The organism is Roseibium marinum (genome assembly GCF_002906165.1).
In the GTDB taxonomy this organism is placed as follows: Bacteria; Pseudomonadota; Alphaproteobacteria; order Rhizobiales; family Stappiaceae; genus Roseibium; species Roseibium marinum.
In genome coordinates, this window is record NZ_PPCN01000022.1 from 1 (window position 1) to 20,227 (window position 20,227).

A 20,227-nucleotide genomic window follows, 5' to 3' on the forward strand; every position below is an offset into this window, starting at 1 on the left:
ACCTCGCAGCCACAACCCAGAACCTCCGCAAACTCGCAAAACTCATCCCGGCCCCGCAAACCGGCTGCCCTGCATGAAAAAGGACCGGATTGCTCAAACTCAGCGCCCCGGTCAAAACCGCAAAACCATCGAGTTTTTCAACGGAATAGGCCGTAAGTACCCACTTGAACCCTATGGGTGAATGTCAGCTTTTTACCGAATGCAGGCTGCAAGCCGACAGTCCCCTCGCGGCCCCATTCCTGACGTTTGCTTACACAGCGGTGAAAGCTCGCTTGTGTCCATCTTTTAGACCGTCGATCATGTGGTAAAATGCTATTTTAGGAACAATGCTGAGCAACACCAAATTGACGGAATGAGGCGCGAAAAGCGACCAGGTCAACGAGGCGTGCCCAATGCGCAAAAGCGTTCAACTTTTTGCTGTGTGCATTCCATTTTTCCTGGCGGCTGAAGGTCATCAAGGCTTTTGCAGGTCGAATGGCGGCGTCGGGATAGCCAACATGCCGAAGATGTTAACTTTTCATTTACGAAAAAAACCTTGGCAGAATCGGTATTTTCCGTTTACCTGACGCCTAGATGGTGTTTTGACGTCTCAGGGCGTCAGGTTGCTTCAAGGGGTGAACTTCTACCGATGACTTTTGAAAACACTTCAGAGCGTATAGCGCGCTATACGTCTCAATTGTCGGCGGAGCTCCATGATCTGAGGGCGCAACTATATCCGCCGGAGGCGCGAAAGCAATTCGGGCGGACTTTCACAACGCAGGATCTTGCGAAGTTACTGAATATTCCGAAGAGCACCCTTCGGACTTTGTCGCTGGATGGGAAGGGGCCTGTACCTGAACGTTCAAAGAACGGTTCCAGGATCTACACGCTTCAGCAAGTAGGTGAGCTACGCGAGTTTCTTGCAAGCCAGAGACCAGATGAAGAACTTGCGCTCTTGCCGCATCGCCGGGGAGCCGAGCAGCTTCAAATTCTGGCGGCCGCCAACTTCAAGGGTGGGTCAAGCAAGACGACGACAAGCGTTCATCTGGCGCACTATCTCGCGTTGCAGGGGTATAGAGTTCTTTGTATTGATCTGGACCCGCAGGCGTCGATGACCTCAACATTCGGGCTTCAGCCTGAATTTGATGTTGGTGATGACGAAACCGCCTATGCCGCGTTGCGTTATGACACAAATCGTCGGCCTTTAAAGGAGGTCATCAGGGAAACCTACTTCCCGGGGTTGGATCTCATACCTGCCAATCTGGAGCTGATGGATTTTGAGTTCGACACGCCATCTGCATTGAACAAAGGAGTCCGCGACGAACTCGGACTTTTTTTCGCCCGTTTGCGAAGCGCGATCAGCACCGTTGAAGACGATTACGACATGGTCGTAATCGATACGCCGCCTTCGTTGGGCTATTCGACATTGGCTGCTTTGTATGCGGCCACAGGGATGATCGTCACGGTGCATCCCGCAATGCTTGATGTGGCTTCCTGCAATCAGTTTCTAATCATGATTTCTCAGCTTTCTGACGTTCTCGAAGAGTTTGGCGCGAAGTTTCAGCATTCGTTTTTCAGGATACTTCTGACGCGCGTAAACCCGAATGATGGACCTCAAAAATTCATGTCTTCCGTCATGCGCAAGCTTTTTGCCGAGGACATGATGGTGGCCGAAGCCTTGGAGTCGACAGCGGTTGCGGCAGCCGGGGTCGCGAAAAAATCTCTCTATGAGCTCGAAAACGGCGAAGTTGGAAGAGACCCGCTGCTTCGCGCGCTGGATAGCGTCGATCGCGTGAACGCCGAGATACTAGGGCTCATTCACGAGCAATGGGGTAGGGCATCATGAAGAAAGGCATACTGAAAACGCTGACTTCAGCAGCAGGACAAGCGCATACGAGTCAAACGAACTCAATGCCGGTTGCCCCTAAAAGGGCAAAGGGCTCTCCGGTTCTTGCCAATGCTGAAAAAGCACTTCGAGATCTCGCCGGCGACAGCATCGTCAATTTGGATCCCCACCGTATTGAGCCTTCGCCTTTTCGGGATCGGATGGAAGAAGACGCAGAGGCGAGAGAACAACAAGACGAGTTGAAACGCTCGGTGTTGAAAGAAGGCCAAAAAATACCGGTTCTGGTTCGGCCACACCCTTCTAAGCCTAATTGTTATCAGCTTGCTTATGGACATCGCCGCTGGAAGGCAATTAAGGAAATAGCGGCGGAATCCGATCGGCCGGAAACGGTCTTCTTGAGAGCGTATGTCCGGGATCTGACAGATGCCGAGCTTATTCACGAGCAAACGATTGAAAACGGCGTTCGCGAGAACCTCTCCTGGATTGAGAAAGCTCTTTGGGCGCAGCAGCTGAAATCCACTGGAATCAGGCAGCGCGAAATGACTTCGCTACTCGGAGTGTCTGAGGCCGAAGTCTCCCGTCTGTTCAAGGTGCTTAATAGCGTTCCCGAAGCGATGATCAGGGCCATTGGCCGTGCGGATGGGATAGGGCGGCCGAGTTGGTTGGAGCTGGCCGAAAAAATGGAAGCTGCTCCCGACAAATTGGAGACGGCTCTCGCTTTGTCGCAGACTGCAGATTTCGCTTCGTTGGATTCCCCTAAACGGTTTGACCTCGTGATCAGAGCGTTTGGAGGAAATGCGCGCAATACAAACCAAATTCCCAAAGCGGCAACTGAAGTTCGCCTTGGTCAGGAGCTGATCTGTTCAGCAAAATCAAACAGAACCGGCTTCCAACTCAGTTTTCCAAAGTCTCAAAACGACTTCGGGGAGTGGTTGAGCCAGAATATGGAACGCATTTACACTGACTTCACTGCTCAAAAGGCTGACAAATCAAATGATTAGGAGGTTCAATGCGGTAGTCTGAAACAAAGAACCCGCCAATGAGGCGGGTCCTAATGAGACAAGCACAAGTGCCTAAAATCTCAGTCTAGCAACTCGAATTTTAGAATCACTTGTAGCGTAAGGCAAGCTCTGTCTTTGAGCAGAGCACGATTTCTTGCGCCTTTCTGCTTGTCTCGCATCTGCAATTTTTTGATGACCGGTTGCCGTGTGCGGTTTCCGGCACGGGAGGACTCATGTCTTCAGCACATCAGATCGCGAGTTTTCGCAAGGTATCGGCCGGTATTCTGGCAAGCGCCCATTTGGCGGCGCGCGAAGAACGGCCCCAGGTAGCCAAAAGGGACCTGTCCCTGGTTCTCAAACGCGTCGCGCCAGCATTGGGGGTCGATGGAACCGCCTATCACGTCCTGGATATCCTGCTTGGTCTTGTCCAGGCGGATGATTTCAATGCTGGGCGCCGTCCCGTCGTCGCCATTTCAAACCAGCGTCTTGCGGAATACACCCGCCGCACACCGCGCACCGTCACACGATGCCTGAAGAAACTCGTCGAGGTGGGTATCCTGGCGTATCGCGACAGCCCGACCGGCCGCCGCTATGTTTACCAGAATACCGGTGGTTCACAGGATCAAGCCTATGGCCTTGATTTTACGCCGGCGTGTTTCAACTTCCAAGCGTTTAAGGATCAGGCGGCTTCCTTTCAGCGGCGCATCAAGGCACTGCAGGAAGCAAAGCGGGCGGTCACACGCTTTTCCCGGGCGCTTGTCGACTTGGTGGACGCTCTTGGCTGTGACTATCAGGACTATATCTCGAGGTTGGATGTTATCCTTGATCTGGACGATCTTGAGCCGGTGGAGAAGGCGAAACGCTTGGAAGGCCTGTATCTCGAAGCAGTAGCAACCTTCGAGGCTCAAGCCATTGAAGCTGAATCAGAAAATGAGACTGATATGTCATCCGCGGGTGACATTGGTGTCAGCCCTTTATCTATTACAACCCCAACAGACTCATTTGGAAGTAATAGAAATCGGACTTGCTCTAACGAGCAAGAAATCCAAGACCATGCTGACAACGGCTACGCCGTTGAAGAGGCTCTTGAAAAGGAGCCTGGCGGAGCCGCCATTCGAAAACAATACCCCAAACACCAAGCAGCAAGGGCAGCGGGAGGCAAATCCGCGGAAACAAACCTCGACGGCGTTTCAATCGGGCTCATCAAATCTGCCTGCTCCAACATCCAGGAAGAACTGGGCCTGTCATTTTCAAACTGGGCAATGCTCTGCAACGCGACAGACCAGTTGCGGATGTTGATCGGCCTAAGTCCAGCCGGATACCAGAATGCCGTAGAACGCCAAGGCAGATATCTCGCCGCCGCATGTCTCGCCGTCGTTGCTGAAAAAGCCCTCCGAAATCCCGAGCAAATTACATCGCCGGGAGGATATTTCCGCGCCATGATCGACAGGGCAGGGGACGGAAAACTCCACCTCCATAAGTCACTCCATGGCCTCGTCTGACCCGGGCGCGGGTGGCGAAAGACTTGCGGTTTTGTGGCATCGAATTTAACGAGCCGGAGGTTTTGGCACCGAGTGTACGAGTTGAGGCGGATGTCTGCTGGGACAGGTTCTTAGGTGTTAGTCCCGGCATTTGATGGATCGGTTTGATGATGAAATGAACCGCACCGGTTTTGCCGGAGACCATTTGGCTTAAGTTATGCGGCCACGGCTGGCGCGTCTAGCATGGCGTAGTATCGTTCTTCGGCTTCAGCCGGAGGGATGGGAAAAGAACTCGGTAATTTCATCCCACCTCGATATCCGAAACAATCAAGTCAAACAACTTGGCAATACCAGTGGAACGGCCATGACGCTCTTTCGCGTCACGTCGAAATTCCTGGCCGTCTATGGCAATGAAGCAGAAACGCCCACCATGCAGGAGTTGTTCGCCGCCGGACGAGCCTTTGCCCGGAGGATGGCTAAGCCGATGACTGAAAGGTTGGCGTTGCAACGCAAAGAGCTGCCTTTTCACGGGTCTGTCGCAACTTTAGGGAAGGGACATATAGCATGTCTTTGGTAAGGCGGCTTGAACTGAGCGGCCGCCTCTTTTTGTCCTACCGTCCAGGCCAGTGGGCTTTCAGGATTGCTGGGTCAGTCTCCATTTTTCCGGCTCCGATCAAGTGCAGGCAATAGGGGATCGCCGGAAAGACCGTGCTGAGGCAGACATCAATGCTCGACGGGGCGCCGGGCAAATTGATGATAAAGGTCTTCCCGCGCGTTCCTGCGGTTTGCCGCGAGAGGATCGCGGTCGGTACTTGATCGAGACTGCTCCGGCGCATCAATTCGCCAAAACCGGGAAATTCCTTCACGAGCACTGCGCGCATGGCTTCCGGTGTGAGATCGCGTGGCGAAGGACCGGTGCCTCCGGTCGTCAGAACCATATCGACCCTTTGCTGGTCGCATAGTTCGATGAGTTCGTCCCGGACAGTTTCAAAGCCGTCGGAAATAGTCTTCCGCGAAATCTCCATCGGCGAGGTTATAGCTCTGCGAAGCCACCTTTCTATGGCCGGACCTCCAACGTCTTCATACTCCCCTCGGCTGGCGCGATCTGAAATTGTGAGAATGGTGATGCGCATGTCTTAACCTCCAAATGTAGACATTGTTCGTGCAATGCCTGAAGTCCGATTGGTTTCGATGTGAAAGTCGTGTCCACGCGGTTTAATAAAAACCGCGTGCCTGGTGAGGCGTTCGGTCTCTTTCATTGCCGTCAGATCGACTCAGCCCGTCGCGCAGGGAAACGCTGCCTTCCTGGCCCATGCAGGTATAGAGGTCACCTGTGCAGCTCAGGCGCATACGATTGCAGTCGGAGCAAAAGTCGCAGGACAAACGGGTGATGAAATCGACCTTCCCGTCGGTCTCGCCAACACACATATATTTTGCGGGACCGCCGCTGGATTCTTGTAAGGGCTCTGGCGACCAACGCTCGGCAGGCTCGTTCCGAAGCACCCCGACCGACAGAAAACTGCTACTCGGGCAGGAGCCGACATCGCCCAGAGGTAATTCCTCGAGAAGCGAGCCATTCGTGGTCAGGGTCAACTTGTCAAGTCCGTCGGATTCAAGGAGCCGGGAGAGGTTCCCAAGCAGGCTCATCACATTCTTGCGCACCAGTGGCTCGTCGCCCGTCAGCCCGATCTTACGCACACCGTGATTGATGAAGATCGTGGCCAGCCGGCAGAGCTCTTCAAGGGACGGGACATCCTTACGCGGCGGGAATGTCATGTGTTCTGCCATGCAACAGGTGCAGCGGAGATCGCATCTGTCTGGGATGGACAAGCGGAAATAGGTCGCCGCCGTTGGCTCGATCCTGTCCGCAAATGCACCGCGCCGGGAGACCGTGTCAGCCATGGGCAGCCGTCGCGACGGGAGCCGGTACCACTTCAGCGCACCAGAATAGAATGCCGGCCGTGTCTTCCGGCAGTTCAACCGCCAGGTCGCCGGCGAACCTTCGCCAGTCTTCCAGGTATGGCGAGCGCACCGCGGTGAGAACGGGAATGTTTCTTTCCACCGCAGTTGCAATCAGCTGCCGGAAACCCTGGCCATCCTGTTCTCCCTTGCCAAACCGATTGAGCACGAGGAGATCCGGAAACCTGTCGAGTTCGCGTGTCAGGCGCGCCGTGATCTCGGCAAGTCCGCGAGGGTCCAGTCGGCATCCGCGCGAGGCCCTGCCAAGGGGCTGCGAAATATCGATGCGTTCGCCGGTTGAAAGAAGTTCCAACCCCATTTCCGCGCAGCAGACATCGACAGCTTCAGCGTGTCGTTGCAATACGCCTGAAACACGGTGGCCGTTGCGGCGGAGCGTGTCGCAAACACTTTGCAAAAGAAGGTCCACTTCGCCGCCTTTGGTGGTGAGGACGGCAGCACAGATAGGTGTCGTCTCAGTCATCTGTCTTTCCTTTTCAATGGATGAGGTTGGGTTTCCATATCGTCGTCCGGAACGGGAGGAAGATGGGGGCAGGACCAGGGCAGTCCGATTCTGCGATGATCCAGGTTGCGGATAAGCCCATCTCTCAAATAGTAAACTCGGCCGTGTTCGTCCGCGACATCAAGGATGGGGTGGAGCCAATGATCCACGATGCCATATGCCGGTGCTGTCCTTCGCCGTCTTCACGCCGCCATATCCGGAATTGCTGCAGACATTGATATGTTTCACCCAAAGGTTCTCGACCGCGAATTCAAGTACAGACAGCAGGTTGAGATCGCTTGGATGCACGAGATTGGCCAAGTCGCGATGAACGATGATTTCGCCGGGCTTGCGGCCGGTGGTCAACATTTGCTGCGATAACATGAGCCGCCCGCCGAATTGTTCGGTCCGGACTGCGAACTTCACCGTGACGGAGAATGAGTTTAAGCCGAGCGCTCTGTACTGGTTTGAGCGTGTGACCCACTTCCAGCGAATGCATGGTACAAGCCCCTTTTTTCGAGAACACCGAAGCGGTGTCATCTCGATTTAGATGAGGCCAGATTGCGGGGTATTTTCAGTTGACCTTTGTCAAACGGATTGGTGGTTTCCCGGAAAAAAAGTTGGCAGAGGATCAACATCAAATAACACGGAAAACAATGGCAAGGGCTACGGTTGCATCCAACAAATCACTAGGGTACTTCTGCCAACTGAGGGCTTGATAAACATCAAGAGGACGAGGGCATGCGCACAACCGATTTGGAAGTGGTCAGAGGTCTGCGGCTTTTCTGCAGCATGAGCGAGCAGGCCTTCGATGATCTGGTGCAGGCTGCCTACGTCCAGAACTTTCCCGCTCAGCTGGATCTGATCCATGAAGGAGAACCGGCTGATTTTCTCTATGTCGTCCTGGAGGGAAGTGTCGAGCTCTATACCAACTGGAATGGCCGCTCGGCGACCATGGGGATGGTTTCCCCCGTCACGACATTCATCCTGGCTGCCGTATTGAAAGACGCGATCTGCCTCATGTCGGCGCGTACCTGCGAGCGGTGCAAGTTGCTGTTGATCCCTTCGGCAAACGTTCGGGCCGCCTTTCATCGCGACGAAGCGTTTTCGCATGCGATCATCATAGAGCTTGCGGATTGTTATCGAACGGTCGTCAAGGAACACAAGAACCTGAAGTTGCGTTCCGGTGTGGAGCGTCTGGCAAACAAGCTGCTTCACTATCACACCGTTCAGGGGGGAAATGGCCGGGTCGTGTTGCCCTATGACAAGAAACTTCTGGCCTCTATGCTGGCCATGACGCCGGAAAATCTCTCCAGAGCGTTCAATACGCTCAGACCTTACGGGGTCGAGGTCAACGGAGCCGAAATCACCTTCACCGACCTCAAGGGGCTCGAAACCCTAGCCAAGCCAAACCGGCTCATCGACGACCGGCAGGTTTGAAACGCTCGCGACGAGCCCTTCGCCCGAGCTGACCTTCGAACCGCTTGCGCCGGAAGGCAGCGGCAAACGCGGGGCGGTGCAATCCGCTCAGGCGGCTTTTTTGCCGTTGGTTGAAACGCTTGCACAGCTTTCCTGCGGGGCGACTTCCATCCGGCTCAGGGCGGGCCAGAAGGAAAAGAGCCAGAGGCAGAAGGACGCGGACCACAGAACCACGGCAATGCCATGGTAGGGGCCGGGGAGATCCATGCCGAAATCCGGAGCTATGCGCAGGAAGGCCGACAAGCACAGGCAGACCGCGCCAATTCGCACGGGCAGTGACTGGCCGAGCGTCTGGCCGGTGTGCAGTTTTCCCGCGATGCAGAACACCGAGTAGACGCCAAGTCCGAGCCCGCCGAGGAATGCGAGGTGCAAACCGGTCATTTCCGCCCAGGGCGCGCCGAGCCTGGAGGCACCTGCGAGCATCAGGCCGGCGCCCGCGAAGGCCGACGACCCCGCCAGCATCAGGATCTCCGATTGCATCGCCGCCTTGCCGATGAACGCTTCTGCGACCCGGTCGACGAATGCCGCGCCTGCCGCGATCAGAAGGAAACCCGATACGGCAGGGCTGAGACCGGCAGCTTCTCCCGCCATGGCGACAAGAGCCAGCCCCGGTGCAAGGTTGAGACGTCCGGGATGCGGACGAAACGGCGAGGTTGCCTCGCTCGGATCGAGTACGTGGTTGGTAACCGGAACCGTGATCCGGCTCAGCGCCAGCCCCAGCAAGCCGAAATAGGCCAGTCCGACCAGAAGCAGGGCCGTGGTGGCAAGGTCCAGATTGCCGTACCAGAAGCCGATGCGGACCGACAAGGTGCAGCCGAGCAGGATTGCCAGCCACGCCGCGAAGGCGAGCAGCCTGTCGGTTCTCTGCCGCCAGGAAAGCTTCAGGAGGTAGACGAGAAGGGCCGACATCCAGGCGATGTCCGCCAGGGCTCCAACGGCCCCGAGACCGTCCCAGCCCAACAGTCCGACGGCGCGGCCGGTGATCCAGAGGGCCGCGAGGAGCCAGAGGCCACGCCCCCTGATAGGCCTGGTATCGGTCCATTCCGGTGCTGCCGTGGTCAGAAAGCCGAGCAGGGCGGCACCGAAAGCGCCGACGAGCATTTCGTGTGCATGCCAGAGCTGTGGCGGCACATTGCTGGCGAGAGGAAGATCGAAGCCGATGGCAAGCACCCAGAGAAATGGCTGAAGCGCGGTGTAGACGGCCCCGAGCGGAAAGAACAGCCGGAATCCCTCGTCCGAGAGGACACCCCACAGGCCAGTCGGCAGGGGGCGGTCGCAGGTCTGGCTCGCCGGGCCGCAACTCATGTGATCTGCCTCTCGTCGACATCATGGATATGGCGGAACAGCGGGTCGTTCCCGAGAGTCGATTGAACCCATTCGAAATTGGTTGTGTCGGTCCGTTCGGCCGGTGCCGAGGGGAACGGCCGGATGCCGAGAACACCTCTGCCATGACTGTCCAGCACCGCGATCCTGTCCGCCAGTCGTGCGGCTTCCTGCAGGTCGTGGGTAATGAACAGTCCCGAAAGCTGGCCGCCGGCACAAGTGTCTATGACGAGATCCTGCATGCGGCGGCGAAGGGCGACGTCAAGCGCCGTGAAGGGTTCGTCGAAATAGATGAAGTCCGGTTGAACCGCCAGGGCGCGGGCAATCGCCACGCGCTGTTTCATGCCGCCGGAGAGTTCGACAGGAAATTTCCTCAGATCTTCCGGCAAAAGGGCGACGCGCTCCGCGGTTTCGGCTATCCGGGCAGCTCTCTGCCGACGCGGGACACCGGCCAGCTTGAGGGAAAAGGCAATGTTGCCCTCGGCGGTCGCCCAGGGCAGCAGGGAAGGTTCCTGAAAGATCATCCCGTGACGGCGGTAGCCGCGGGCGATCTGTCCTGCGTTGGCCTCGACAAGATCCGCCGCGATATGCGCCAGGGTGGATTTGCCGCATCCGGACGGTCCGACAAGGGCCATGATCTCTCCTCTGGAGATCGTGAGGTCGATGCCGTCCAGCACCGTCCGTCCGAGATAGGCATGCCCGACACCTTTCAGATTCAACGCACTCACCGCTTAATCCCCCAGGGTTGGGCGGCCCGCCGCCAGCGGTCGAGTTCACCCTTGACCGGATAGATGAGCGTGTATTCGACGGCGATCAGCAGGGCCACGGAAACAATGACCCAGGCAAGCGCGTCGGCGATGTCGAGATTTGTGCGGGCGTCGGCGAGTGCGCCGCCGATTCCACCGGCATTGGCGAGAAGTTCCGCCATGACCGCGACCTTGAAGGAGGTCCCCAGGGCAAGCGCGAGACCGGGAAACAGGGTCGTGGTCGTCTGGCGCAGCCCGACTGACACGAACCGCCTCAACGGCCCCGCTCCAAAGGCCTGCGCCATACGGTCGAGCCCTCGGTCGCGCGTCAGAATGCCGCGCGCCGCGCCCAGGAACACGACCGGCAGCGCCGCGATCAGAATGACCGTGCGCACCGTTGCATCCGATCCGCCGAACCAAATCATGGCAAGCACGATCCAGGCAATCGGCGGAACACCCAGGATGACGGTCACGAGCGGTGAGGCGAGGCGCATCGTGGCAGGCGAATACCCGGCAACGATACCGAGCCCACCCCCGAGAAGCGCGGCCAGGGCGAACCCCGTGACGGCACGCTGAAGCGTTGTAAAGGCAATGATCCAGGCGCGCGGATCGGCTGACAGGGCACCGGCGGCCTGCAGCGTTTCCACCGGAGAGGTCAGAATGAAAGACCCATAGGCTTCATGGCCTGCCTGCCAAACGGCGGCCAGGAGACACATCGCGGCAATTCCGGCCCAGCCGGACCACAGAAACTCCAAAACCCGGCCGATACGGTCGGCCAGGCGTTCAGGGAGACTGACGTGACGTCTTGTGGTCATTTGCTATGGGTTTTCTGTCATCTGGTCTTGTCCGGCGACAGGATGATGTGCGCCATCAGAGGTAGAAGCCGTCATCCGGCAGTTTGCCCCCGATCCGGGCCATGTTCTCTCCCGCCATGGCCTTGAGCATGCGCTCGATGTCGGCGCGCGCCTCGCCCGCCGGCCGTGCGACCAGATTGCAGTGCGGGATGGACGCCGTCAGCAGTGGCACGGGCAGTCCGAGCGGTTCGCTCGCATGTGTAGCGGCCTGAGAAGGGTTCGCCAGGACCTGCGACGTCGCGATGCGCAACACGGCCAGGATATCCGGGAGCGAAGCGCCATTTGCATCCAGAAAACCTTGGGTGACCGCCAGTCCCGCCTGCGGCAGGACGGGAGCCGTGCCGGTCATTTGTCCCCAGGCCGCCTGCAGGTTGACGACCCGCGTCACCGTCTTGCCGGCTTGGCGTCCGCGCAGGATCCCGGCCGTGGTCGACGGCTCGGCGGTGAGTGCGGCTTCAACCCTTTCGGCGAGCAGAAGCTGCATCGCCTCTATCGGCGTTCCCGCGTAAGTGATGTCCAGATCGGTTTCGGGATCCAGGCCGTTGTGCGCGAGAAGTTGCGTTAAAATGATCTCCGGTGTATCGCCGCGGAACGGTACGGCAATACTCCGCCCCTTGAGATCAGTGACCGCGCGGATGTCTTGGTCTTCGCTGATGATGTAAAGGAGGCCATCGGTCATGACGTTCGCGAGGCGGATCGGAAAACCCCGGTTGGAAAGGTTCGCGGCGGCCTGAACAGGAACGACCGACAGGCCGATTTCGCCGGACGTCAGACCTGCCCGCAGTTCATCCGGATTCCGCCAGGCCGTGAACGAGGCGTCATCGGCGATTTCCAGGAAACCTCCGTTGGCGACGGCACTGGCAAGCGTCACGGAAGGACCGGCTGGCGGGCCGAAAAGCGAAAGCTTCTCGATCGTGTCCGCTTGCGCGGCAGCGGGCAGCAGCGGAGTGGCAACGCCAGCCGCCAGAAGGGAAAGCGCATTGCGCCGGGTCAACAGGGTCTTGAAGGTCATTTCATTTTCTCCAGATGTCCCGGTTCGAGGGCGACGAGCCATTGCTGTGGCCGCTCGCGACGAAGTTCTGCAGGACCGGGGACGAGAGGGTTTCCGCTTTCGGGGCGGGGGGAGTGGCTCGCGCGAAGCTGGCTGTGGACCTCAGGCTGCTGGGCACGGCCGTTTGAAGATAAAAATGGCTGCTCCAACCATGCAGAAGGCCTGAATACAAAGAACCAGAGCCGAGGTGGACAAGGTCAGGCTGAGTCCGAAAACGCAGGCCATCATCATGATCGCCAGGACCTTGAAGCGCGTCGCGATCGCGCCGCTTTCGCGCCAGTCGGTTATGACAGATCCGAACACACTGCTGTTTTCCAGGATCTCCTGGATCCGGGGTGCGCTTTTGCCGAAGGCGAAAGCCGCGAGAACGACAAACGGTGTCGTCGGCAAGATAGGCAACACTGCCCCGAGCGCACCCAGTCCAAGCGCGGAAGCTCCCAGAAACAGCCAGAGCGCGCGTCTTGCCGTTGGTGCGGCTTCGTTCAGAAGAGTTCTCAAGGGACCTGACTCCTTTAAGTGGAGTATTGTATTCAAGATTTAGCAGACGGCGACCGGCGTTCACTTGACCAATGTCAAGTGACGGAAATTTTTCCGGCCGGAACGTGGGAGCCGCGCGGTACGGCACTTCCTGAAAACGTCAGCTATCGCGGGAACCGGTCCAGCGCCGCAAATAACCTTCAGGATCCAGACCTGCCGTGGCCAGGGACCGTGCCGCGATCTGCCGGTTCATGTCGTCCAGATCCGCAAGGCCGGAATAGAACGGCGGAACCGGCGGAGAGACGATGGCGCCCATGCGGGTGACTTTCAGCATGGCTTCCAGGTGACCTTCGTGCAGAGGGGCCTCGCGCGCGACAAGAACCAGAGGCCTGCGTTCCTTCAAGGTGACGTCCGCCGCGCGGGCGAGCAGGCCTTCACCTGTCCCATAGGCGATCGCCGCCAGGCTGCGCATCGAGCAGGGCACGACGATCATTGCCTCTACTTTGAAGGACCCGCTTGCGATCGGTGCGGCGAGATTGGATGGAGGCAGGTCCTGCGTGGCAAGCGCGCGTATCTCCGCGCGCGCGGCCGCGCCCAGCTCATGGCGAATTGTCACTTCGGCCCCTGGGGTCACCGTCACATGGCGCGCTATCCGTAAATTCTTCAGGATCCGGAGTGTCTCCAGGGCAAGGGCAGCCCCCGAGGCACCTGAAATCCCGACGACGACGCGTTTCTCTGGGGTCACCTGGCCGATCCTTCCGTATTCGTCTTGCGCGTGAGAGCGGCAAACAGCTCCTCGGCACGGGCATCCACATCGTCCGGCATGACGAGCCTCGCCGCAAAGGGCCGGCTTGTTTCCGAGCCGAACTTGACTGTCGCGTCGATGCCGAGCTTGCCACCGAGGCCGACGCGCGGACTGGCGAAATCGAGCTGATCGATCGGGGTCCCTTCGAGCACGATCATGTCCCGTTCAGGATCCGACCGGGTCGCAACCGCCCACATCACCTCGTCCCAATCGCGAAGGTTGATGTCCGGATCGACAGCAATGACATATTTGGTCATGGAGAACTGCGGCAGAAGAGACCAGAACCCCAGCATCGCGCGTTTTGCCTGGCCGGGATAGAGCTTGTCGATTGCCAGGATGGCCACGCGATAGGAACACGTGGCGGGAGGCAGAAAGACGTCCAGGATTTCCGGCAGCGCCTGCCGCAGGATAGGCCCGAACAGATCGGTCATTGCCTCGCCGATGACGGATGGCTCGTCCGGAGCCCGGCCGGTGAAGGTCGAGAGATAGACCGCATTGTCGCGCATGCGCAGCGTTCGAAGCCGGAAAAGCGGATAGGGAGCAGGGTCGTTGTAATAGCCCGTGTGATCCCCGAATGGTCCTTCCAAAGCCGTTTCCTCGGGCTGTACTTCGCCCTCTAGGACGATTTCGGCGCTTTCGGGAACATGCATGTCGATCATACTGCAGGGAGAAAGGCGAGCCGAGGAGTTGTTGAAGATCCCGGCAAGCGCAAGTTCGCTGATGTTGCCCGGGGCGGGCATGACGGCAGCCAGCAGAGTTGCCGGATCGCAGCCGATCATAACGGCTACGGGCATGACCTTGCCCTCATCCCGCCATTGCCGGTAATGGCGGGCGCCGCCGCGGAAGGGGAGCCAGCGGATGATTGCCGTGTCCTTCCCAAGAACCTGCATCCGGTAGATCCCGAGATTGTAGCTGCGCGGGTCGTCCGGCCCGGGTGGGCGGGTCACAACGACGCCCCAGGTGATCAAGGGGCCCGCATCGTCCGGCCAGCAGGTTTGCACGGGCAGTTGCGTCAAGTCCGGGGCCGCCGCTTTGAGCTGCTTGTCGAAGGACACCCGTTTCGGGCGTGTGTTCAATCCGGCCCTGGCAACGGGAAAGAGCTTGAAAGTTTCGCGTAAGGTTGCTGGAGGGGAGGGCGCGCGCAGGGACGCAAGGAACTCGCCGAGTTCCGGCAGGTGGTCCGGAGTAAGTCCCAGTCCATTGGCGACCCTTTTGCGGGTCCCGAACAGGTTGACGAGAAGAGGTGCGACAAATTGCTTCACATCTGCTTTCGCGGGCGTTTCCAGAAGGAGTGCCGGGCCGCCGCTTTCAATCGCCTTTCGGTGCAATGCGGTTGCTTCTAGCTCCACGTCCACACGATCCCTGACATGCAAAAGGTCCCGGTTTTCGCTCAGGAAGGCGAGGAATTCCTTGAGGTTACGAAACGGTTGCAGGTCGCGGCTGGACATGAAATGGGCCGATGGTTCGTGAACGGCAGGCGATGGAAAAGTGCCTGCGGGAGCAGCCGGTATCCGGGAGCCGCACTTGAATGGCCTTGATTATTGTCAAGAACTGCACTTCGGAAGTTGGCATAGGGTCTGAGCCGGAAAGTGAGACCCCCATGCAAGATCTTCGTTCAAATCTCAGCCTCCCACCCGTCGTCTCCACCTTTGTCGAGCCTCTTCCCAGGTCGCCGATCGAAGCGCTCCTTTCGGTGTTTACCCGGCGTCTGGTGGCCCGCAGACCGGACCTGCTGCGCCGCCTTGGCGCTATCGTCCATGTGCCGATCGCAATCGTGCCCGATGACATGCCGCACGCCTTTTTGCTCTCGCTCAACGCAGACAATTCCAGGGTTTCGATCTGCGAGAAGAGTGAGATCGACGATGCGGAGGCGGTCATAAGGGCACCGTTTCTGGTGCTGCTCGGGCTCCTGGACGGAACTTACGACGGCGACGCGCTGTTCTTCTCGCGCGATCTCAGGATTGAGGGCAGAACCGAATACGTTCTTGCGCTGCGTAATACGCTGGAAGAAGCCAATCTGACCTCCGGAGAGTTCTTCGGTCTGACCGGTGTTTCCGCCCGCTGGGTCGACGACATCACACGCAGCCTGCTTGCGCAGGCCCGCAGCCTGGCGTCCTTGTCCGCCGATTGGGGCAACACGGCCTCGGGACAGCGTTCGTGACGATCATGAGCGGGAAGCGGATGGAACTGGTCTGTCCGGCGGGAACACCTGCCGCTTTGCGGGCAGCCGCGGATGCGGGGGCGGACGCGATCTATTGCGGCTTTGCCGACGAGACCAATGCCCGGAATTTTCCGGGACTCAATTTTTCGCCCGAGGAACTGTCCGTGAGTGTCGCATATGCGCATGAACGGGGCGCGAAGGTCCTTGTCGCGATCAACACCTTCGCGCAGGCCGGAAGCACGGATCTCTGGACAAAGGCGGTCGACAATGCCGCTGCCTGCGGTGCGGATGCGATCATCGCAGCCGATATTGCCGTTCTGGATCACGCGGCGACCCGTCATCCGGATGTTCGCCTGCATCTTTCCGTTCAGGCCGCGGCCAACACCCCGGAGGCGATCCGGTTTTACACCGAGACATTCGGTGTCAGGCGCGTGGTCCTGCCGCGGGTTTTCAGCGTGAATGAAATCGCGGCGCTGAACCGCGAGATCGATGTTGAAACGGAAGTTTTTGTCTTCGGCGGCCTGTGCGTCATGACCGAGGGACGCTGTTCGTTGTCGTCCTATGCCACCGGCAAGTCTCCCAATCTGACCGGCGTCTGTTCGCCGCCGGACCATGTCGACTACGCGGAAGACGAAACGGGACGAATGAAGGCGCGTCTGGGCGGCTTCACAATCGACTGTTTTGAACGGGGCGAACCAGCCGGATATCCCACGCTCTGCAAGGGGCGGTTCTCCGCCATGGGGCATAGCGGCTATCTCTTCGAGGATCCGGTCAGCCTGAACGCCTTTGAACTGTTGGAAGAGCTTGCAAAGGCTGGCGTGACTGCGCTCAAGATCGAGGGCAGGCAGCGCGGCAAGGCCTATATCGCCAGTGTCGTGAGCGCATTTCGAAAGGCGGTCGACGGGCTGTCCGGCGGCGCTGACGCAAGTGCCGCGATTTCCGCGCTGAAGGCCATGTCCGAAGGTGGGCAGCAGACCACCGGTTCCTACAGAAAAACATGGCGGTAAAGAATGGCGGGTGCATCTCCCATTGAACTTGCTCTGGGCCCTTGCCTGTTCAACTGGTCGGCGGACCGGCTTCTGGATTTCTACAAGCAGATCGCCGCTGAAGCGCCTGTTGATCGGGTCTACCTCGGTGAAGTCGTCTGCGGCAAACGTATGCCGTATAACGATCCCGTCTGGCCGGACGCCATCGCGGTCCTGACAAGCGCGGGCAAGGAGGTCGTGCTCTCGACACTCGCCCAGCCCGTCAACAAGCGGGAAAGGGACATTCTCGCGCAGCAGGCGGCCTATGACATGCCCATCGAAATCAACGACATGTCCATGGTGCCCGCCTGTCGCGACCGAACCTTCACCGCCGGTCCGTTCCTGAATATCTACAATGAAGCCAGTCTGGGCTTTCTGACGAACCGGGGGGCGGTAAGCTGGTGTCCGCCTGTCGAACTCCCGCTTGCCTCGATCCAGAAGATCGCCGCGCTTGTCCCGGAAGTCGACGTGGAACTCTTTGCCTTCGGCAGATTGCCGTTGGCGCTTTCTTCCCGTTGCTACCACGCAAGGGCACACGGTCTGCGCAAGGATTCATGCCAGTTCGTGTGTGAGAAGGACCCGGACGGGATGGACATTGCGACACTGGACGGCACGCGTTTCCTGGCGGCAAACGGGATCCAGACCCTGTCCGATGCCTGTCACTATTCCGGGCTTTCCAGCGGGCAGCTGAAGGCAACAGGCATTAGGCGGCTGCGCCTGTCGCCACACTCACTCGGCATGGTCGAGGTCTTGACCGAATTCCGGACGTTTCTGGATGGCGGCATCGATGCGCAGGAGCTGGAAGCGCGCCTGACCGCAATGAATCTGCCGGGTCCGCTGTGCAACGCTTATCTTTCTGGAGATCCGGGATGGAAGAAGACAGCCCTTCCTGCATAGCCGAAAACGGGGCGGACGTGGACGAATCCTGCTGCGATGTGGTGGACCAGATCCACCGCGAACTGGCACGGCTCGACATGCCGTGCACCTGCAAGACACAGCTGGACCGCACGATCGTCGCGATCGAAGCCTGGCGAAAATTGAAACGGCAGAAGGAACTGATCCGGACAATCACCGCCGACTATGGACAGCTTGAGGCCGGTGTGGCGTTCATGTCGGAACTCGCCCGATTGGACGGGCAGTCGCTGAGCGCACAGGAAATGCACGACCATGCCGAGAGTTTGAAATTCCTTGCCGATCTTGCCGACCGCTGTGCGAGATATCTGACGGAGCTGGCAGGGATAACACCGTCCAGTTGACCGGCGCAGCAAGGCTGTCACCGACCCCGCAGATCGGCGCATGCGGAGTCTCTCCGTTAATCGCGGACCTCCGGTATGTCTTTTCCCATCCAGGTCCGCTTGTTCAGGCTCTGCCGCGGATCAACCGTCGGCTCACAGGAGGACAGGTTGGACGACAAACCCGACAATGCACCAGTTAACGCGCTGGAAACACTGCCCGGTGATCTCATCATGTGGGTCCTGATCGTCAGCGAGCTGCTGGTTTTCGGGGCGGGGCTCGCTGCTTTCCTGTCAGTCAGGATCACCGATCCATCCGGATTCTCCCTCGCGCAGGCACGGCTTTCACCGACCCTTGCCGGCATCAACACCATTGTCTTGATCACCAGTGGATTTCTGGCGGCGCGCGCACTGAATCTGCGGCTACAGGCGCGACGATCTGCGGCGCGCTGGCATCTGGCCGGGGCCGGGGCACTGGGGGCGGTGTTCATGGCGCTCAAGGTCGACGAGTATCTGGAAAAGGCGGGAGAAGGCATTTCCACCGAGACCCATCCCTTTTTCACGTTCTACTACCTTCTGACGGGATTTCATGCTGCCCATATACTGGCCGGCATGGTCATTCTCGCTCTGGTCGCTTGGAAAGACGATCCGGGTGACATGGAGACGGGAACGGCTTTCTGGCACATGGTCGATCTCGTCTGGGTGCTTTTGTTTCCGGTAATTTATCTTCTGGGATGACCTGCGATGATCCATGATGCAACGACACGTGCCTGGGTGACGCTCATGGTCCTGAGCGGGGCGTCCGTGTTGGTTGCCCTGACGGGCGGCGCGAGTTTTGGCGGTAGTGTTGCCGGCGCCTTGATCCTGTTGTTTGCCTGGATGAAGGCGCGGGTCATCCTGGCCCGCTATCTCGGTCTCTGGCGGGCGCCCGCCTGGCTGAGCGGCTTCAACTGGGTATTGGGTCTATACTGCATGCTGCTGCTCGGGCTTTTTCTGGCCCCGGATTTCATCCGGTAGAAGCCGCTGGCACCTGCGGCGGCGGATCTAGCGCGCGCTGTCCGGGACCGCAAGCAGGCTGTGACGTCTCTGATCATCCCTTGTGCCAGGCTTCGACGGGATCTTCCTCGGAAAAGGTACGCAACCGTTCAATATCGTCGATTTCCGCGTGGTTGCGGTTAATGCGCACTCCAGCGGACTTGAGGCGGGCGAAGGAGCGCGACAGGCTTTCAGGTTTCATGCCCAAACGGCCGGCGATCAGGAACTTGTCGTAGGGGAGAGTAACCTCACACTGTCCTGTTTCCTGTTCGCATAATTCCAGAAGGAATTCTGCAACGCGTTGTGGGCCGGTCTGGGCCTTGAGCTGTTCCAGTTGCGAGACGAGCGAATGCAGATGGGCAAAGGTGGATGCTATCATGGAGACGGCGATCTCCGGTTCCTTGCGCATGGCTTCCAGCAGGGCGATGCTCGGGATGCGCATGACCTCGCAGGACGTCACCGCTTCGGCCGAAACCGGATAGGCCAGGCCGCGGAAGGCAACCGCCTCACCGAAGCTTTCACCTTTCGTGAACACGTTCACGATGGCTTCGCCGCCGTTCGGTGAAATCCTATAAAGCTTCACCCAGCCATCCATCACGATGTGAATTGCCTGAGCCGTTTCACCCTGCAGGAACAGGGTTTCCCCCCTATCATAGTCCGACCAGCTAGACATGTTGAGCACCATTTCCCGGATCTGTTCCGGAAAACTCTTCAGCAACAACGAGTTCCGGGCAATCTTACTCTGGCGTTCGTTCGGCATTCCTTCTGACCCTTTCAGTCCACGCGACGGAATAGGCATGAGACATATAGTGATTTTGCACAATAGGTGAGTGCGGCCACCCACGATGATCCACACGTTGGTCCTTGGCCCGACCCCACTGTTGGCGATATCCGTGTCGGAGCTTTCCGCCAGCGCGGCCCGCCGCGCTTACGCCCTTCCATCCGGCGGTCTGCCGCACGGTCGAAGGTCAGAAATATATGGTTTCAACGGCTCGGCGGATGTCAGGCGGCGCGCCGGCAATCACCGTTTCCGGTTGCCCGGACGCTGAAGAGAGTTTCTGGCGGAGCCTGAAACGAGCCCTGGAAAGTGGCCGAAACCGCCGTGCGGATCAAAGGCGACCATATATCCCGTCTGGACGATTTCACGGCAATGATGTCAACATGCAAATATTGTCTCGCAAGCGCAAAAAAATGCATCACCATGAAAATACACTTCGTTTAGGCGCAGTCGAGATCTAGCAGAAGGGGAGTATATTTTGTTTTATGTGGCCAAA

At 58.7% G+C, this 20,227-nt stretch carries 23 protein-coding genes and 2 pseudogenes; 11 read left to right on the plus strand and 14 right to left on the minus strand.

Features of this window, described 5'->3' with window-relative positions; genetic code table 11:
* The 4 genes from CLV41_RS28040 to repC form a co-directional block, all read left to right on the plus strand.
* Nucleotides 1-181: hypothetical protein (locus tag CLV41_RS28040; protein ID WP_208987748.1), on the plus strand; the 181-nt coding region annotated here is incomplete at its 5' end.
* A gap of 447 nt (nucleotides 182-628) precedes the next feature.
* The gene (gene repA, locus CLV41_RS26970) at nucleotides 629-1,825 is read left to right on the plus strand and encodes a plasmid partitioning protein RepA (protein WP_103225599.1); all 1,197 of its coding nucleotides are present in this window, start codon (nucleotides 629-631) and stop codon (nucleotides 1,823-1,825) included.
* Nucleotides 1,822-2,826 carry a plasmid partitioning protein RepB gene (repB, locus tag CLV41_RS26975; protein WP_103225600.1) on the plus strand — a complete coding sequence of 335 codons (1,005 nt, stop codon included), beginning with the start codon at nucleotides 1,822-1,824 and terminating at the stop codon, nucleotides 2,824-2,826. The genes repA and repB overlap by 4 nt, the downstream gene beginning before the upstream one ends.
* 233 nt (nucleotides 2,827-3,059) lie before the next feature.
* A complete protein-coding gene (repC, locus tag CLV41_RS26980; protein WP_103225601.1) occupies nucleotides 3,060-4,328 on the plus strand; it encodes a plasmid replication protein RepC in 1,269 nt (422 codons plus the stop codon).
* Nucleotides 4,329-4,608: 280 nt separating this feature from the next.
* Here the strand turns inward: repC and CLV41_RS27675 are convergent, their stop codons facing one another.
* The 6 genes and pseudogenes from CLV41_RS27675 to CLV41_RS28250 form a co-directional block, all read right to left on the minus strand.
* On the minus strand, nucleotides 4,609-4,836 hold the full coding sequence (locus CLV41_RS27675) for a hypothetical protein (RefSeq protein ID WP_146048655.1): 228 nt from the start codon (nucleotides 4,834-4,836) through the stop codon (nucleotides 4,609-4,611).
* 82 nt (nucleotides 4,837-4,918) lie between these two features.
* Nucleotides 4,919-5,440 (minus strand): molybdopterin adenylyltransferase, encoded by a 522-nt coding sequence (gene mog, locus CLV41_RS26990; RefSeq protein WP_103225603.1) that lies wholly within the window; start codon nucleotides 5,438-5,440, stop codon nucleotides 4,919-4,921.
* Between the two features lie 82 nt (nucleotides 5,441-5,522).
* Nucleotides 5,523-5,900: a GTP 3',8-cyclase MoaA family protein gene (locus CLV41_RS26995; protein WP_408014301.1), complete on the minus strand. Its 378-nt coding sequence runs from the start codon at nucleotides 5,898-5,900 to the stop codon at nucleotides 5,523-5,525.
* Nucleotides 5,889-6,209 (minus strand): annotated as a pseudogene (locus CLV41_RS28435) (radical SAM protein); the annotation flags it as partial. The pseudogene CLV41_RS28435 and the gene CLV41_RS26995, both read right to left, overlap by 12 nt.
* A complete protein-coding gene (locus CLV41_RS27000) occupies nucleotides 6,202-6,747 on the minus strand; it encodes a DUF2478 domain-containing protein (RefSeq protein ID WP_103225605.1) in 546 nt (181 codons plus the stop codon). The pseudogene CLV41_RS28435 and the gene CLV41_RS27000, both read right to left, overlap by 8 nt.
* Nucleotides 6,748-6,899: 152 nt before the next feature.
* Nucleotides 6,900-7,149 (minus strand): annotated as a pseudogene (locus tag CLV41_RS28250) (carbonic anhydrase); the annotation flags it as partial.
* Nucleotides 7,150-7,506: 357 nt separating this feature from the next.
* Between CLV41_RS28250 and CLV41_RS27010 the strand changes: the two are divergent.
* Nucleotides 7,507-8,205 carry a cyclic nucleotide-binding domain-containing protein gene (locus CLV41_RS27010; RefSeq protein WP_103225606.1) on the plus strand — a complete coding sequence of 233 codons (699 nt, stop codon included), beginning with the start codon at nucleotides 7,507-7,509 and terminating at the stop codon, nucleotides 8,203-8,205.
* An 87-nt stretch (nucleotides 8,206-8,292) separates the two neighbouring features.
* Here CLV41_RS27010 and CLV41_RS27015 read toward each other — a convergent pair whose 3' ends face one another.
* The 7 genes from CLV41_RS27015 to CLV41_RS27045 all read right to left on the minus strand — a co-directional run bounded on the left by CLV41_RS27015 (nucleotide 8,293) and on the right by CLV41_RS27045 (nucleotide 14,948).
* Nucleotides 8,293-9,549, minus strand: a complete 1,257-nt coding sequence (locus tag CLV41_RS27015; RefSeq protein WP_103225607.1) for an NnrS family protein — start codon at nucleotides 9,547-9,549, stop codon at nucleotides 8,293-8,295.
* Entirely contained in the window at nucleotides 9,546-10,295 is a 750-nt protein-coding gene (locus CLV41_RS27020) for an ABC transporter ATP-binding protein (RefSeq protein ID WP_103225608.1), read from the minus strand. Before CLV41_RS27020 ends, CLV41_RS27015 begins: the two co-directional genes overlap by 4 nt.
* Complete coding sequence (locus CLV41_RS27025) at nucleotides 10,292-11,128, minus strand: ABC transporter permease (RefSeq protein ID WP_103225609.1); 837 nt, start codon at nucleotides 11,126-11,128, stop codon at nucleotides 10,292-10,294. Before CLV41_RS27025 ends, CLV41_RS27020 begins: the two co-directional genes overlap by 4 nt.
* A 55-nt stretch (nucleotides 11,129-11,183) precedes the next feature.
* Nucleotides 11,184-12,179 (minus strand): ABC transporter substrate-binding protein, encoded by a 996-nt coding sequence (locus CLV41_RS27030; protein WP_103225610.1) that lies wholly within the window; start codon nucleotides 12,177-12,179, stop codon nucleotides 11,184-11,186.
* Between the two features lie 141 nt (nucleotides 12,180-12,320).
* Nucleotides 12,321-12,716 (minus strand): YbaN family protein, encoded by a 396-nt coding sequence (locus CLV41_RS27035; protein ID WP_208987749.1) that lies wholly within the window; start codon nucleotides 12,714-12,716, stop codon nucleotides 12,321-12,323.
* Nucleotides 12,717-12,855: 139 nt separating this feature from the next.
* Entirely contained in the window at nucleotides 12,856-13,440 is a 585-nt protein-coding gene (locus tag CLV41_RS27040) for a UbiX family flavin prenyltransferase (protein WP_103225611.1), read from the minus strand.
* Nucleotides 13,437-14,948, minus strand: a complete 1,512-nt coding sequence (locus CLV41_RS27045) for a UbiD family decarboxylase (RefSeq protein WP_103225612.1) — start codon at nucleotides 14,946-14,948, stop codon at nucleotides 13,437-13,439. Before CLV41_RS27045 ends, CLV41_RS27040 begins: the two co-directional genes overlap by 4 nt.
* 152 nt (nucleotides 14,949-15,100) lie before the next feature.
* Between CLV41_RS27045 and ubiT the strand changes: the two genes are divergently transcribed.
* From ubiT to CLV41_RS27075, 6 genes are all read left to right on the plus strand, one after another.
* Nucleotides 15,101-15,661 carry a ubiquinone anaerobic biosynthesis accessory factor UbiT gene (ubiT, locus tag CLV41_RS27050; protein ID WP_103225613.1) on the plus strand — a complete coding sequence of 187 codons (561 nt, stop codon included), beginning with the start codon at nucleotides 15,101-15,103 and terminating at the stop codon, nucleotides 15,659-15,661.
* A gap of 20 nt (nucleotides 15,662-15,681) precedes the next feature.
* Nucleotides 15,682-16,668 carry a ubiquinone anaerobic biosynthesis protein UbiU gene (gene ubiU / locus CLV41_RS27055; RefSeq protein ID WP_103225614.1) on the plus strand — a complete coding sequence of 329 codons (987 nt, stop codon included), beginning with the start codon at nucleotides 15,682-15,684 and terminating at the stop codon, nucleotides 16,666-16,668.
* 3 nt (nucleotides 16,669-16,671) lie between these two features.
* Complete coding sequence (gene ubiV / locus CLV41_RS27060) at nucleotides 16,672-17,583, plus strand: ubiquinone anaerobic biosynthesis protein UbiV (RefSeq protein ID WP_103225615.1); 912 nt, start codon at nucleotides 16,672-16,674, stop codon at nucleotides 17,581-17,583.
* The gene (locus tag CLV41_RS27065) at nucleotides 17,556-17,942 is read left to right on the plus strand and encodes a hypothetical protein (RefSeq protein WP_103225616.1); all 387 of its coding nucleotides are present in this window, start codon (nucleotides 17,556-17,558) and stop codon (nucleotides 17,940-17,942) included. Before ubiV ends, CLV41_RS27065 begins: the two co-directional genes overlap by 28 nt.
* 147 nt (nucleotides 17,943-18,089) lie before the next feature.
* Nucleotides 18,090-18,656, plus strand: coding sequence for a cytochrome c oxidase subunit 3 (locus CLV41_RS27070; RefSeq protein ID WP_328590059.1), 567 nt, complete (start codon nucleotides 18,090-18,092; stop codon nucleotides 18,654-18,656).
* A 6-nt stretch (nucleotides 18,657-18,662) separates the two neighbouring features.
* Nucleotides 18,663-18,935 carry a nitric oxide reductase F protein gene (locus CLV41_RS27075; protein ID WP_103225617.1) on the plus strand — a complete coding sequence of 91 codons (273 nt, stop codon included), beginning with the start codon at nucleotides 18,663-18,665 and terminating at the stop codon, nucleotides 18,933-18,935.
* A gap of 73 nt (nucleotides 18,936-19,008) precedes the next feature.
* Here CLV41_RS27075 and CLV41_RS27080 read toward each other — a convergent pair whose 3' ends face one another.
* Nucleotides 19,009-19,671, minus strand: coding sequence for a Crp/Fnr family transcriptional regulator (locus CLV41_RS27080; protein ID WP_208987751.1), 663 nt, complete (start codon nucleotides 19,669-19,671; stop codon nucleotides 19,009-19,011).
* Nucleotides 19,672-20,227 lie beyond the last annotated feature (556 nt).